The sequence below is a fragment of the Methanosarcina barkeri 3 genome, assembly GCF_000970305.1.
Lineage (GTDB): Archaea > Halobacteriota > Methanosarcinia > Methanosarcinales > Methanosarcinaceae > Methanosarcina > Methanosarcina barkeri_A.
This window is the reverse complement of sequence record NZ_CP009517.1, coordinates 3,746,108-3,759,274: the sequence shown is the minus strand read 5'-3', so window position 1 is coordinate 3,759,274 and position 13,167 is coordinate 3,746,108. Positions and strand designations below refer to the sequence as shown.

General features: G+C 35.0%; 14 protein-coding genes. 3 read left to right on the top strand and 11 right to left on the bottom strand.

The genetic code is table 11. The annotated features are described in order from the left end of the window. Window positions 1-366: 366 nt before the first annotated feature. The 7 genes from MSBR3_RS15325 to MSBR3_RS15295 all read right to left on the bottom strand — a co-directional run bounded on the left by MSBR3_RS15325 (window position 367) and on the right by MSBR3_RS15295 (window position 4,292). The gene (locus MSBR3_RS15325; RefSeq protein ID WP_048109059.1) at window positions 367-582 is read right to left on the bottom strand and encodes a hypothetical protein; all 216 of its coding nucleotides are present in this window, start codon (window positions 580-582) and stop codon (window positions 367-369) included. Between the two features lie 482 nt (window positions 583-1,064). Beyond that, complete coding sequence (gvpA, locus tag MSBR3_RS15320; protein ID WP_048109058.1) at window positions 1,065-1,295, bottom strand: gas vesicle protein GvpA; 231 nt, start codon at window positions 1,293-1,295, stop codon at window positions 1,065-1,067. 37 nt (window positions 1,296-1,332) lie between these two features. Then, window positions 1,333-1,563, bottom strand: coding sequence for a gas vesicle protein GvpA (gene gvpA, locus MSBR3_RS15315; protein ID WP_048109058.1), 231 nt, complete (start codon window positions 1,561-1,563; stop codon window positions 1,333-1,335). A gap of 37 nt (window positions 1,564-1,600) precedes the next feature. After that, window positions 1,601-1,831 (bottom strand): gas vesicle protein GvpA, encoded by a 231-nt coding sequence (gvpA, locus tag MSBR3_RS15310; RefSeq protein WP_048109058.1) that lies wholly within the window; start codon window positions 1,829-1,831, stop codon window positions 1,601-1,603. A gap of 37 nt (window positions 1,832-1,868) precedes the next feature. After that, on the bottom strand, window positions 1,869-2,099 hold the full coding sequence (gvpA, locus tag MSBR3_RS15305) for a gas vesicle protein GvpA (protein WP_048109058.1): 231 nt from the start codon (window positions 2,097-2,099) through the stop codon (window positions 1,869-1,871). Window positions 2,100-2,840: 741 nt separating this feature from the next. After that, window positions 2,841-3,260: a DUF2892 domain-containing protein gene (locus MSBR3_RS15300; protein WP_048109057.1), complete on the bottom strand. Its 420-nt coding sequence runs from the start codon at window positions 3,258-3,260 to the stop codon at window positions 2,841-2,843. Window positions 3,261-3,425: 165 nt separating this feature from the next. Continuing rightward, on the bottom strand, window positions 3,426-4,292 hold the full coding sequence (locus MSBR3_RS15295; RefSeq protein ID WP_080942328.1) for a transglutaminase domain-containing protein: 867 nt from the start codon (window positions 4,290-4,292) through the stop codon (window positions 3,426-3,428). Between the two features lie 719 nt (window positions 4,293-5,011). Between MSBR3_RS15295 and MSBR3_RS15290 the strand changes: the two genes are divergently transcribed. Beyond that, on the top strand, window positions 5,012-5,239 hold the full coding sequence (locus MSBR3_RS15290; protein WP_048109056.1) for a ChaB family protein: 228 nt from the start codon (window positions 5,012-5,014) through the stop codon (window positions 5,237-5,239). Window positions 5,240-5,591: 352 nt separating this feature from the next. Here the strand turns inward: MSBR3_RS15290 and MSBR3_RS15285 are convergent, their stop codons facing one another. Then, window positions 5,592-5,915 carry a hypothetical protein gene (locus MSBR3_RS15285; protein ID WP_230627533.1) on the bottom strand — a complete coding sequence of 108 codons (324 nt, stop codon included), beginning with the start codon at window positions 5,913-5,915 and terminating at the stop codon, window positions 5,592-5,594. Between the two features lie 444 nt (window positions 5,916-6,359). Next, the gene (locus MSBR3_RS15280; protein ID WP_048109055.1) at window positions 6,360-8,603 is read right to left on the bottom strand and encodes an amino acid permease; all 2,244 of its coding nucleotides are present in this window, start codon (window positions 8,601-8,603) and stop codon (window positions 6,360-6,362) included. Between the two features lie 756 nt (window positions 8,604-9,359). Between MSBR3_RS15280 and MSBR3_RS20475 the strand changes: the two genes are divergently transcribed. Continuing rightward, complete coding sequence (locus MSBR3_RS20475) at window positions 9,360-9,533, top strand: hypothetical protein (protein WP_155396835.1); 174 nt, start codon at window positions 9,360-9,362, stop codon at window positions 9,531-9,533. Window positions 9,534-10,075: 542 nt separating this feature from the next. Here MSBR3_RS20475 and MSBR3_RS15275 read toward each other — a convergent pair. Both MSBR3_RS15275 and MSBR3_RS15270 read right to left on the bottom strand, forming a co-directional pair. Continuing rightward, window positions 10,076-10,384, bottom strand: coding sequence for a hypothetical protein (locus MSBR3_RS15275; RefSeq protein WP_048109054.1), 309 nt, complete (start codon window positions 10,382-10,384; stop codon window positions 10,076-10,078). Between the two features lie 1,356 nt (window positions 10,385-11,740). Beyond that, window positions 11,741-12,082: a hypothetical protein gene (locus tag MSBR3_RS15270; protein WP_048109053.1), complete on the bottom strand. Its 342-nt coding sequence runs from the start codon at window positions 12,080-12,082 to the stop codon at window positions 11,741-11,743. A gap of 548 nt (window positions 12,083-12,630) precedes the next feature. Here MSBR3_RS15270 and MSBR3_RS15265 point away from each other — a divergent pair. Then, window positions 12,631-13,029, top strand: coding sequence for a cupin domain-containing protein (locus MSBR3_RS15265; RefSeq protein WP_048109052.1), 399 nt, complete (start codon window positions 12,631-12,633; stop codon window positions 13,027-13,029). Window positions 13,030-13,167: the final 138 nt, after the last annotated feature.

Here is a 13,167-nt window from a genome sequence, read left to right as displayed (position 1 = left end):
ATAAGAAAATGCAAATCTATGAACTGCAAACCTATGAACTGCAGATTTATGAAATGCAGATCTATAATAATAACACAAGTAAAAGAGTTAAATAACTCTTTTACAGTGCAATAAAAATACATTTGTATTTAGAATGTTCGCTACCAAATCTAAAGAATATACTTTAATTTGAGTATTTACTATGGAGTTGATAAACTCCTTAAGGGCCTATCACAAATAACCTCCTCAATGATCCTTAATTATCAACTCGTTCCAATATTTCTCAATATGGCGCGTTTGGGGGAAGTCATTAAGTCTGTTATTTTGGCTTGAGTCCTAACCGATTACAAATGTATTTTTATTCTTTTTAGAATTGCTTTCATTCCATTATCCATAGAATTCTTTAGTATAGAGATTGATATTTTTTATCTCTTCATCTACCCCTGATCTAATTTCTGCGACTCCAGACTGAATCTGCATGGCTTTTTCCTGATTTTCCGCCTGAAGCTGCATTACTGCGGAATTGAACTTTGATACCCCCTCTTCCATTTCCAGTGCCTTAGCACTTATGTCTTTATTTAGATCAGCAACGCTTTTGGGCATATTTTTGACCTCCTTTTTACACATACCTTTTCTCTATCTCGTTTCTACATTTTGCAGAAACGTTTTTATTTTATCAAATTTTTATATATAATTGACTTATTTCCAGAAATCTAGCAAGTTTTATCTTTTAAGTAGGAAGTTAAATTTTCATGATGGACTATTACTTTAATTGATCTTAATGTTCAACATCTCTAGATATCTATTTATAGACGTTCAACAATTTGTATTCGGTTTAGAAATCTAGTATTCTTGGTTTACGTTTATCACTAGATTTCGGAACTAAGTCATAGCAATCCAAATCTAATATAAGCAGGTTGTATCAAAACTAAGTTTGATTTTGTAACTGGAATAACCCACTTTACTAGGTCATTATGTCTTAAATTCGGAATAACTGCCTTCCTGAGTTTAAGACAATAATATATTATCCAATTATCAAAACAAACCGAGTTTTAATACAGCCTTTTTACTTTGTTTTTACGAAATTATGCTGCAATAGCTGGTTTTTCTTCTTTTGCAGCAATTTCGATTTTTGTAATCTCTTCTGCATAGTGCAGGAAAGTGTCAACAGATGCAACAACTACTCTTGCTTCAATTGCCAGGATTTCAATACCGACAAGTGAAACTCTTGCCCATACGTCAACAACTATACCTTTGTCAAGAATCCTGTCAAGCACTTCTGCCAGGCTGGAACTGTCTGGACTCTGTGAAACCATTGTTATCACTTCCAATTTTTATTCTGTTTTTATGAAATTATGCTGCAATAGCTGGTTTTTCTTCTTTTGCAGCAATTTCGATTTTTGTGATCTCTTCTGCATAGTGCAGGAAAGTGTCAACAGATGCGACAACTACTCTTGCTTCAATTGCCAGGATTTCAATACCGACAAGTGAAACTCTTGCCCATACGTCAACAACTATACCTTTGTCAAGAATCCTGTCAAGCACTTCTGCCAGGCTGGAACTGTCTGGACTCTGTGAAACCATTGTTATCACTTCCAATTTTTATTCTGTTTTTATGAAATTATGCTGCAATAGCTGGTTTTTCTTCTTTTGCAGCAATTTCGATTTTTGTAATCTCTTCTGCATAGTGCAGGAAAGTGTCAACAGATGCAACAACTACTCTTGCTTCAATTGCCAGGATTTCAATACCGACAAGTGAAACTCTTGCCCATACGTCAACAACTATACCTTTGTCAAGAATCCTGTCAAGCACTTCTGCCAGGCTGGAACTGTCTGGACTCTGTGAAACCATTGTTATCACTTCCAATTTTTATTCTGTTTTTATGAAATTATGCTGCAATAGCTGGTTTTTCTTCTTTTGCAGCGATTTCAATTTTTGTGATCTCTTCTGCATAGTGCAGGAAAGTGTCAACAGATGCGACAACTACTCTTGCTTCAATTGCCAGGATTTCAATACCGACAAGTGAAACTCTTGCCCATACGTCAACAACTATACCTTTGTCAAGAATCCTGTCAAGCACTTCTGCCAGGCTGGAACTGTCTGGACTCTGTGAAACCATTTTTATTCACCATCCATGTCTGGGTTTATACAGATATGCGAATTAGAGTGGAGATTTTTTTCTCTTATAGGATTGGCATACTTTAGCATTAATTGTACTGGCATTTAACTGCCGTAATTAAAAAAATCCAATAAGATAAAGCTCCACATTTTTCAAACTCTACAGTATTTGTTTTCTTTTTAATATCATAAACCCATAACGGCAAACTGTACTATGGTATAACTTCTTTATATACTTTGGTATATAATATATTTTGTTTTAAAAAAACTGAATAAATAAATATACTAATTTATTTCAAAAAATATATTTAATTAATTTACTAATTTTGTTTCAAAAATAGTGTCTTTTTTTTAAATATGTGGGAAAAGTATCTCATTATCTAAAAAATAAAAAATTTATACAAATGTTACCTTTATACGATTAATAACGTTATTTTTAAAAATTTGTAAATGTCGGAAATATTTTATTTTTGTAACTGTTTAACTTGGATACAACAGTATTAATAACTGTGCTATTGAAACTCAATGAGCAAATTAAGAATTTTTCTTTAACTTCTTCTACTGGCTATTTTTTCATTTTTCATTAGTTGACAATCAACTTTGATTTGTAATCCAAAGTAGTGAACAACTTATTTTGAGTAGGTTGAGCAGTTACAAAAAATAAACTGGACATTTAGTTCAGCTATTATATATTTCTACTCTCAGTATAACCTTCTTTTCACTATCCATATTGCTATATTATCTAAGAGCTCATAAAATCTTCACGTAAAGCTTTAAGTGCATATTTTTCCATTTCTATTTCCCGTCTTGTGCGTATGCCAAGCCGTCTGAATACGGATACAGGGGGACACCATCCCTGCACTGCATGTTGAAACAGGAAAATAGAGACTATTAGAGGCAGAATAAGCCATTTTCGACTCTTTTTAAAGCCCAGAACAGTTCCTATAAAGGTAAATATAGCTGCATTTGCTTCGAGATAGCGCTCGATGTCCCATTCAAAATCTAGTTCTTTAATTTTTTTGTTTATTTCATAATTTGTTTTGCTTGCATAGAACCGTACTGTTGCAGCTATTTCGATATCAATTGCCTGATTGATTTCAGGAGGCGTATTAGCCCGTACTCTATCTCCTCTCACGAATTCGCTGTAATCGCTCATCTCCATGAAACTCCCCTCTTAATAGTTTCTTTTCAATGTGTAATCATACCCGAGTTTTCTTTTACTAAAAGAGGGTAGGAGTATGCGAATATAAAGTTAATCATAAAAACTTAGTTTCAGGACTTGGTTTTATAAAGAAAAAAAGACATTAACACATTTTTATAACTTATTTCAGAACTCAATCAGTCCTTCAGGATAGTAAATTACCTCTGCTCCTTTAAAATATATGCCTCCAGGGTGCCTGTATCCATTTGACCCGCTCCAGTCAAAGTTTAACCAGTACTGAAGCTTTCCGTCTTTAAGTTCTCTACCTGAGTAACAGATATTTTCAGCATAGTAATATCTACTCTGTACATATCTGAGAATTTCGGATGCAGTTTCCTGGTTATTCCCTATATAAAGTTCAGGATAGGCATGCCCGTAGCTTTCGTTTGTTACAGTAACGACCCTTGTATTGAGCCCCATATTTTTTAAAAGGGCAGATATAACTATGGAATAGTCATCACAGTCTCCTTTATATCCTTCATTTATAGTCTGAGACGCATCGAAGAAAAATTCACCTTTTTCATCGCGGTACTCCCAACGCTGGTTCACGTAATCAAAAACATTACAAGCATCTTTAATATTGTATCCTGAGGTCTTTCCAGTTATATTGAAGACTTCGGAGGCGATTTTCTCATTTCCTAACCCAATACCTCTCTGAAAATTCATGGACAATCGCCTGTACTCTCTAGGATAGACAACGTTTGTTTTTTCTTCACGATAAGTCGGAACTTCTGGTATATCAGGAGAAGTAGAGTTTGTCAGGTATACAGAGCTCTCGTTTTCCTCTTTCTTGTTTTGTTCCCCAGATACTATATCAGCAGACAAAGGATTATCCATTCCATTGGGTGTTGTATTCTGTAAATCCTTGATCAGATTTTCTGAGTTCAGACCTGAAACAGGAACTTCATCCGTAGCGGCAGGATATACACATCCGGAAGCAAATGCAAAAAGAAGAAGGAAACTTAATAACTTGAAAAACTTCACCCTGATCACTTTGCCAATTTCCTGGATTAGTATGACTGAAATTATATGCAGTGTAAATAAGGTTTAATTTGTATCTGCAGGTCTATAACTATAGATTTGCATGTATAAATTTGTAAGCTATGTACTTTTTAGAAAAAGCTTAAATGTACAAACTTTTAAGCTATAACTTTTACTATTGTTTGTGACAATAACTTAGTAGAAATCCAGGCTTATAAAGAAATCCAGGTTTATAAAGAAATCCAGGCTTATAAGCTGTAAACTCCCATATCTGAAATGTTTGAGATATTGCACAACGACAGAACCAGAATTGTAAGAATAAAACTGAAAAAGTTTAAATTCCTCTTTTCCTTTTTAAAAACAATCCACACTTACAGTAATCCAATCCTTCGCAATATTTGCCTCCTTTCTGAAAATTAGGGCAAGAAGCGCGGTATTTGCATTTAGTATTTATTATAAGGGATAGTATATTCATTTTTACTTTTTCCCACCATAGTAAATACTTTATCCAAATATTTAAAATGTATGTTTTCTCTTGTTTTTTGTCCTCTAACTTGTTGTATTAATTCCAGGCCTTTAAAAGTTAAGCAACAACACAGTTATCCTCAAGCAGATTATCCTGCTGACAGGAGGACACTCGTTATTCTATTCACAGTAAAGGCATACTGATTCAGTCCGGTTTATACAAAATCTTTTTAAAAAAGAATTTCCTATAATTAAGTGGGGAATAAATGTCATATAAATCAAATTCCGAACTACCGAAAACGGTTAGGGAAAATTTGCCGGAGCACGGACAGGACATTTACAGGGAAGCTTTCAATAGTGCCTGGGAAGAGTATAAAGAGCCTTCCGAACGACGTGGAGACACTACAAGAGAGGAAGCTGCACACAAAGTTGCCTGGAGTGCAGTTAAGAAAGTATATGAGAAGGATTCTAAAGGAAACTGGGTAAAAAAATAAGATTTGATTTTCGAAGTTATATCTGTTTATCTTTTCAGTCATTTTTCACGAATGTTCTATCCTTATCAGCAAGACAGCTAGTGAAGATAGCTGTGGTACTCTTCTGGGATCCATGTTAACAGGGCCTTAAGTAGATTTCAACGAGTGAATCAGGAATCTACTACCTGTTAGCTATCGTTGTCTCTCACTAAAACAGCATAGGATAAAGTTACGAAAAACTAAAATATAAAACATATGTCATATAGTTAAATAAAATAAAAATAGTATAATTTTATATAAAGATTATATTGTTTTGTTTTTCCCATGCTATAAATTTACAGAAGTGCAATGAAAATAATGCATTTCTTTCAAATTACGGTTTGACTGAACACACAAACTTCTTGTTTTTACTGGATTTTACCTGCGAGTTCATATTAGCATATATGGTTCTTGAAGACTTTTTAATGCTATTATTCACTCTGGTATTTCCTGAAGTGGTTTCAGTTATTTTGAAATACGGCAGCCCTTTGATAGCCAGATGAGCCATAGCGTGCTCAATGTCCGGAACAGGTTCCTTAATTTTGTCCGGGCTTGCTATAGCGTTGAGCAGCTCTGCAAGTGCAGGGCTGTTCGAATTCCAGGTACCATCGCTCTGGGTCTCGGCTTCAAAAATTTGCCATTTAATTTTAACTGACATAAGTTCTCCCCCTCTCAAATGTGCATTGTCCATCTGGACACCACACTTAAAAAAATAAGAGCTGATTAATACTCGCATTTAGTTGTTTTTATAAGCTTTTGCCTATAATGTTATACTAATCTTATATTGACCTTCTATATATAACTCTACTTTGTAACTAAAATTCCAAACTTTTGAGGCGGAAGGGAAAGAGGCAGTGTCACAAATTTCCTGTAAATTCAAAGTCAAATTTTTGTATGCTGAACAGGTTTAGTTCTCTTGCTATTGGATTCTCAAATTATCAATTTATTAGGATTTCTAATTTTAAAGAAAAATTGGCACACTGACAAGAGAACGAAACACGTGCATCTCCTTGAGTGGTTTTATCCGAAACCGTTGTGCAGGTTTATCTCACCTTATGGGCCGGGCCTGAACTGAGTTCTTTTAAACCAAGATGCTTTTGATTTATCCAAGTTTGTTTTGACCTTTTTTCCCCCTGAGACTTGCATATATTCTACGGGCAGGTTTTTTAACCAGATAGTTAAAACTTTCTCTTGAGATTGGTTTTGGTTTCTTGACTATCACTATAGGTTTCTTAGAATGCCTGGCAATTCTCTGCGATAGAGTCCCAAGTAAAGAAATCTTAAATCTTTCACTTGAGTCTCCAATGATTATTAGATCATTGTTGTTTGAGGCCTCCAGTAGAGCATCTTCGATGGAATATTTCTCAAGTACTATGAAACTAACAGGTATAGAAGTTATTTTCTCAACGAGACTCTCAAGTTCGTCAGTAATTTTCTGCCTTTTTTCCTGGGCTTCATCAGGGCTAATGATACTGATAATTTCTACTCCGGCACCTGTGTTTATAGCCAGTTTTTCTGCGAGATAAAGGCCATAGACCGAGTTTTCTTTACCGTTATACCCTACAAGGATTTTGTTTATGCTGTCAGGTAGGTGTCCCTTTAATAACGCTATTGGACTTTTTGAGGATAGGAGAACCTGGTTTGTAACATCATGTGAGTACTCGAATCTCTTTGGTTCGTGCCATCCCATAATAATCACGTCTGCCTGCTCAATTTCAGCCTGCTCCAGAATTGAGTTTGATATGCTGTGGTCAAAGGCAGCAATATATTCTCTTTTATGTCCGAGAATTGCAGGATAACTCTCAAATTCTTCTTTGAAACGGCAGTCCATTTCTATCTTTTTCTCATGATATGCTTCCTGAGCTAACTTTAAGTTTGTTTGATCCGGTACCTCAATAACATGGAGGCAAATTATCTCGCTTCCCATAAAGTCTGCCAGTTTCAAGAGATCACGCTCATGTTTCGGGTTGGAAATCGGCACGAGCACTTTAACCAGGGAGACAGGCTCAATCTCCTTCTTTTCTACAGTATTCTCCAGCAGGTCAAATAAGTTATACTCCGGGACGGCTTTGCCCCTTCCGTAGAATGAGTACCAGCCAATCCCGGCAAAAATCATCATTACTGTGAAGAGAAGAGGTAATCCACCAAGCATGGGAAGAAGTACTATGCTCCCGACTATTCCGAAAATCTGTGTATAGGGGAAAAAAGGGTCGCGAAAAGTGGGTTCATATCCTGGCAGGGTTCTTTTTCTGAGGATTATCACTGCCATATTTAGCAGGATAAATATCAAAATATTAAAAGCTCCACCCAATCTTGCAAGCTCCTCTATGTCGAACAGGAACAAAAACAAGACCATTACTGTTCCTGTTACCAGTATAGCATTATGAGGAGTTTCAAACTTTTGATGGATGAGAACGAACCATTCAGGCATAAGTGCATCTCTGCTCATGGCAAAAGGAAACCTGGAAGACGATAATATAGCGCCGTTGGCTGTGGAAAGGGTAGCAAGCAGCGCACCCAGTCCTATTACTATTCTTCCGGATTCTCCTGCCATCAGACCTGCAATATCAGCAAGGGGAGTAACTGATGTCACGATTCCTTGAAGGTTAGAGAATCCTACAACCACTGCCATTATGCCAACGTAGAATAAGGTTACTACAATGGCTGAAGAGATAAATGCCAGTGGCAGGTTCTTTGATGGGTTTTTAACTTCCTCAGACACTGCGGCAGCTTCTGCAAGCCCGAGATAGGATATGAAAACAACTCCTGCTGTTGTGATTATCGAGGTAGCACCATAAGATGTGGCAGATGAAAAGTTAGCCGGGTTAACCATAAAAGATACTCGGGCTATGAAGAAAGCCAGGATTACCAGCAAAAAGATCACGATAAAGTTCTGCAGTGATCCGCTACTTTTTGCTCCACGATAGTTAATTACTAGCAGGATCACGCCGGTTGCAGCTGCTACTAAGTATAGAGGTAGGGGATAGAAGATCTGAGAGTATTCTGCAAGACCGATAAGTGCAAATGTACCCTTGAAGATTAAAGCCAGCCAGGATCCAAGACCTATTACTGCACCAAGTGCAGCTCCCATCGTTCTGCTGATATAGTAATAGCTGCCGCCTGCCAGAGGCATTCCGGTTGCAAGTTCTGACATGCTGATGGCGGTGGCTATTGAAATAAGCCCACCAAGCAGAAAAGAAATTATTGCTCCGGAGCCCGCATCTGCTAAAGCAATTCCAGGAAGAACAAATATCCCGGCTCCAATCATAGTGCCGGTACCAATTGTGAAAGTTGAGATAAAACCAAGGCTACATCCCAACCTCTCAGTCGTTTCAACTGATGCCATTTTTTTACTCCGTCTGTTATAGGGCTTTCAAACCGGTAAATCCATCTTTGTTTAAATCTTCAGATTACTTTTACTTTGACAATACTGGACGTAGATTTCACCATCATACGTCAGCAAGCAGCAGGGTTTTGCAGTCCCTATTGCACTGGATCTGCCTTTTGAATAATAATCTCGAAACAAGTGTTTTTCTTTGCAGTACGGTTTCAATGTCTTTTTAGTTGAACGGCTTCAATGTCTTCTTAATAACTTTCTTTTCAATTATTTTCAATAAATGATGCAGCCTGCTCTTGATTAAGGTGTCTTAATTTATATTTTAGTGAACTTTGCTTTCGAATAGTACATATATCTATCCGTTAAAAAGCATATTTCTTAGCCTGCAGTCAATGCATATTGTTAATAGTAGTATTAAAAGGAATAAAGAATATAGAATATAATTGGAGTGCGGAATGTGGTGGAAGATTGTCTTAGCTTCTATCCAGAGAGTCATCTGTTTTATATTATCTACAAAGACTTTTGAATTGTACTACTCGCAGGCAAAGAGACCAATAATGACAGTTTGTACGTTATCAGTGGTAAATAATTAAGTAAATATCTAAAAAATGAAAACGTATTGATTTATACATAACATTGATCTATATATAGCATTGATTTACACGTAGCATTTATTTACGCATAGTGTCGACTTATACATATACTCTTCACATAAGCGATATCGGTTTAGTTAAGGGGTTCACATATAGTTATTGGGCGGATATAATGCAAAGTAATGATCTTATTAAAGAGCAAATATTACAGTTAAAAATTGAGATCGCGCAGTTAGAAGCCGAAGTTAACAAATTACAGATTACGATAAACGAAAAAAAATATGCATTAAATAGATTATCTGAGCTGTTAGAAATAAGAGGAGTAGCTTTAAACGACAATAAATAATATTAAAAGTATTTATTTCTAAAAAATAGTGTTTTTATGCTTTGTCCCGTCTACATAAAACCTTTTATAACTTTATAAATAATTTCTAGATTTTTCAACCTCTTCATTTATTCCGTCCAAGTGGCCTCTGGTATAAAGTGGTTTTTCGACAACAACTGTGTCTAGAAGGAGATCAAATCTGTTCTGTAAGCTCTTTATCTTTGCATTCTGATCTTCTTTTGAGTCATCTTTAAAAATGAAAAAAGCTGTTTGAGTCAGTAGAAATAAGTTTTAACCCTTCTATAATCAATCCTACACTCTGCAGTATTTTTTTCGAAAATCAACATTTTTTCATGATAGCGTTTTTAGAACAAATGCAAATAATTTGAACCTTTAACGACATTTTGTGAAAATTGAATAATATCGTTTTTGGTTTCTAAGTACACCATATAGTTGCTTTTACCTCCTGCAAAAAAGTTCGATAAATCTATGTTATATAGAAAATCGACAACAAGAAAACTCATGAAATCTAAAATTTTACTGTGAAAAGTGGATGATATATATTAAGTTTTCACTTTCCACTTACTTATCTGCTCTTCACGCCATTTCTCCATTGCTCTCCAGATGGGCAGAGGATCAATGCCGTGAATCTTCACATATTCGTCTCTCATATATTCATTCATATTCCCATCTATGTAACGCAATGTAGCCTGATCGGGCTGCAGCCTGGCTCCTGTTGGTATTGCTGCAGGGTTTATGCAAACTTCTGCACAATAACGCCATTCTTCCCCACCGCCTGTAGATTCTATCCTGAATGGCTTTCCGCAGTTTGGACAGACACCGAACGTTGTTTTGTCTTCTTTCTGGTTCATAATTTCCCCCTCTGAATGAAAAAATTCACATTCGTCTAAATTGTGCGTAGAAATTTATATAATTCATTTTATATACCCATTTTGTTTAGCTTGCAATATTTTGTATAATTGATTTTCTCTCCAACCCTCACAATTATCCTCTATACTTTCCTAAAATAGTTTCTATTTCTATTTTTATGGATATCGTTTGCAAACAGGAAGTTCAACTGTTGAATTCTCTGAATAACATGTTAAATCTGGCAAAATACGCAAACTCGGATATGATATAAAAATGAAACAGATAGGATCCAGAGAATGAAATAGTAAAGAAAATAAAAAAATGGTAAGAATTAAAACCGGATAAAACCAGCTATAAAACATAAAAATTCTATTTTATTTTTTCTTATACTTTATTATATTTTATTAATTTCATGAATTTGTTAACTTTGCTATAATTTGAATGTCTCCAGGCAAAAAGCTTACAGCTGAAGAACAAAGTTGCTACACAGATAGACATAAACAACAATGCACATACTGAGGTTTGTATTTCAATCGGTGACGTTTTAGTTGCTCCTATTTGCCTTCATATGTTATTAAAAACCGATTATGTAACATCCTTTTTAACATTTTCGGTACGTTTCGATCTTTAAGAATTTTAAACCTGTTTTAACAATTGCACCGCCAGCCGAGACATTTCAGAAAAAATTGTTTTAGTTTCAAGTTAATGGTTTCCGCTCTCGAATCTTCTTATTTTCTCAGATTATTTTTTCTTTCCGGCAGGGTGCAAATTCTGTATATAATCGTCTTCTGAGAATCTTAATCCCGATTTTCTTGTTTTGTGTTAGCAGGCGATGGTGAGTGTAATGCCTTCCATCTGCAATAAACCGCCGTTTCGGCTGATCGAGCGCGAGTTTAAAGTTCCCTATTCTTTCTACTCAAGTTCCTCCCTAAGTTCAGTTCCTTCTCTTATCATGGACTGTTTACCTTCTCCAATTACTGAGTTTTCTGGTCAACATGTTATCACTATCTCTGCTTTCTGTGTGACTTCTGTCTATCAATAATCCTCTGTTTATTATTTTTTGGTATATTACAGTGCTGAAGTTAAAAAGACAGTAATAGTCTTAAAAGTAAGCGTTTTTATGTCCAATTATAATATAGGAATTTTAAACTAATAAAAATATAGGTTTAAATTTTAATAAAAAAGAAATACAAGTCTAAAGCTCAATAAAAATAAGTAAAGGTTTTAAACTTAACAACAAAAAAATCGAGGTTTTAAGTTTAATAAAAAAGAAATAGAACTTTAAATTCCCTCAAAGATATAGAGCTCCTAGAGTTCCTGAACTTAATTAAAGTAATAAAATTAAAGTAATAATATTTTCATGTGTTCTCCAGGGAAAATGATTCGGTTATGAAATCTTTAAATACTCTTTTAGATTTCTCGAATCCGGTATACACTCCGTCCAGACGCTGCTCCGAGCAGTTCGGCTTTTTTGATATGGAAATTCCGTCCAAAAGCTGGTTAAAATTATTCTCGAGGTTTTTTATCTTTTCAGCCGGATCTTCTTCCAGGTCGGAAAGAGGGAGTTTTTCCAGATTATCTTCGAAAGTGTATTTGGCTATATCCAGGCCTTTATTAACTCCTTCTTTAAAGTCCGAATAAGCCTGATTGTCTTTACTCCTTTCAATACAGACATTAAATTTTCTTATGAAATCTTTCATTTTTTGAGTTTACAAAATCCTCGCTTCCTTTTTTAAAGATTTTGACTTGTGCAATCTTTTTAGGTTGCAGACACAGAAGTTTTAAATTTATAATTTTTTAAATTATGAGCTCAAGTTATAAGTTTAGATTTTGAGTTTAAATTTTGAGTTTAAATTATAAGTTTAAATTATGAGTTATGAATATTAGTTATCGTTAAAAAATCAAATCAAACGCTTTTCACACTTTAAATAGTAAAAACTCAAGGCATTAAAATAAAGTGAAATATATAAAAATAGTGTTTACATGTATATTAATCTTTTGAGATAAAATTAGAGATTGTTATGTTCTGTTCTTTAGTTCTCTTTCACTTAGTATTATACATTCCTATTTAAATCATGAAGCTGATTATTTGTTTTAATATCTGTTTTAATGAACCATGTTCAGGAACTTAAATTTATAACTTAGGTTGAAATTAAATAATTAGCATTTTTAATCTTTTTCAAGGTAGATATTTGGTATATCTTGTTCTCAAATAATCTTATATACAAATAACTATAAATGAAAATATATGAAAGGATTTTCTATAAATATTGAAGAAGCCACTCTGGAAAATGGCAATTTCCGCAAGGTACTGTATACCGCAAAGCACAGCCAGCTGGTACTTATGAGTCTCAAGCCCGGAGAAGAGATCGGGATGGAAGTGCATGAGGAAAATGACCAGTTTTTCCGCTTTGAACAGGGGAAGGGGAAGTGCATAATTGACGGTAATGAATATGAGCTAAGTGACGGCGTTGCTGTGATTGTGCCGGCTGGCGCGCAGCACAATGTCATCAATACCTCGGAAACGGAGGAACTGAAACTCTATACAATCTATTCACCGGCGCACCACAAGGATGGAATCGTGCGTGCGACGAAAGAAGAAGCCGAGGCCAATGAAGCTGAATTCGATGGAGTAACTACGGAATAAGATCCAAGTAGCCGGAATAAAATTTTATTCCTGCCAGGGTCATGTCACAACATAGGAGTGTTTTTTATAAAACGCTTCTACCTTTCTTTTTTTTTGTAACTAATTCATTTTTGTAACTAATTCATTTTTGTAACTAAT

What these genes read in the sequence shown, in the direction of transcription:
- gvpA (WP_048109058.1), bottom strand. Translation starts at nt 2,099, where the DNA reads ATGGTTTCACAGAGTCCAGACAGTTCCAGCCTGGCAGAAGTGCTTGAC.
- MSBR3_RS15290 (WP_048109056.1), top strand. Translation starts at nt 5,012, where the DNA reads ATGTCATATAAATCAAATTCCGAACTACCGAAAACGGTTAGGGAAAAT.
- MSBR3_RS15285 (WP_230627533.1), bottom strand. Translation starts at nt 5,915, where the DNA reads ATGTCAGTTAAAATTAAATGGCAAATTTTTGAAGCCGAGACCCAGAGC.
- MSBR3_RS15280 (WP_048109055.1), bottom strand. Translation starts at nt 8,603, where the DNA reads ATGGCATCAGTTGAAACGACTGAGAGGTTGGGATGTAGCCTTGGTTTT.
- MSBR3_RS15270 (WP_048109053.1), bottom strand. Translation starts at nt 12,082, where the DNA reads ATGAAAGATTTCATAAGAAAATTTAATGTCTGTATTGAAAGGAGTAAA.
- MSBR3_RS15325 (WP_048109059.1), bottom strand. Translation starts at nt 582, where the DNA reads ATGCCCAAAAGCGTTGCTGATCTAAATAAAGACATAAGTGCTAAGGCA.
- MSBR3_RS15275 (WP_048109054.1), bottom strand. Translation starts at nt 10,384, where the DNA reads ATGAACCAGAAAGAAGACAAAACAACGTTCGGTGTCTGTCCAAACTGC.
- gvpA (WP_048109058.1), bottom strand. Translation starts at nt 1,831, where the DNA reads ATGGTTTCACAGAGTCCAGACAGTTCCAGCCTGGCAGAAGTGCTTGAC.
- MSBR3_RS15300 (WP_048109057.1), bottom strand. Translation starts at nt 3,260, where the DNA reads ATGGAGATGAGCGATTACAGCGAATTCGTGAGAGGAGATAGAGTACGG.
- gvpA (WP_048109058.1), bottom strand. Translation starts at nt 1,295, where the DNA reads ATGGTTTCACAGAGTCCAGACAGTTCCAGCCTGGCAGAAGTGCTTGAC.
- MSBR3_RS15265 (WP_048109052.1), top strand. Translation starts at nt 12,631, where the DNA reads ATGAAAGGATTTTCTATAAATATTGAAGAAGCCACTCTGGAAAATGGC.
- MSBR3_RS20475 (WP_155396835.1), top strand. Translation starts at nt 9,360, where the DNA reads ATGCAAAGTAATGATCTTATTAAAGAGCAAATATTACAGTTAAAAATT.
- gvpA (WP_048109058.1), bottom strand. Translation starts at nt 1,563, where the DNA reads ATGGTTTCACAGAGTCCAGACAGTTCCAGCCTGGCAGAAGTGCTTGAC.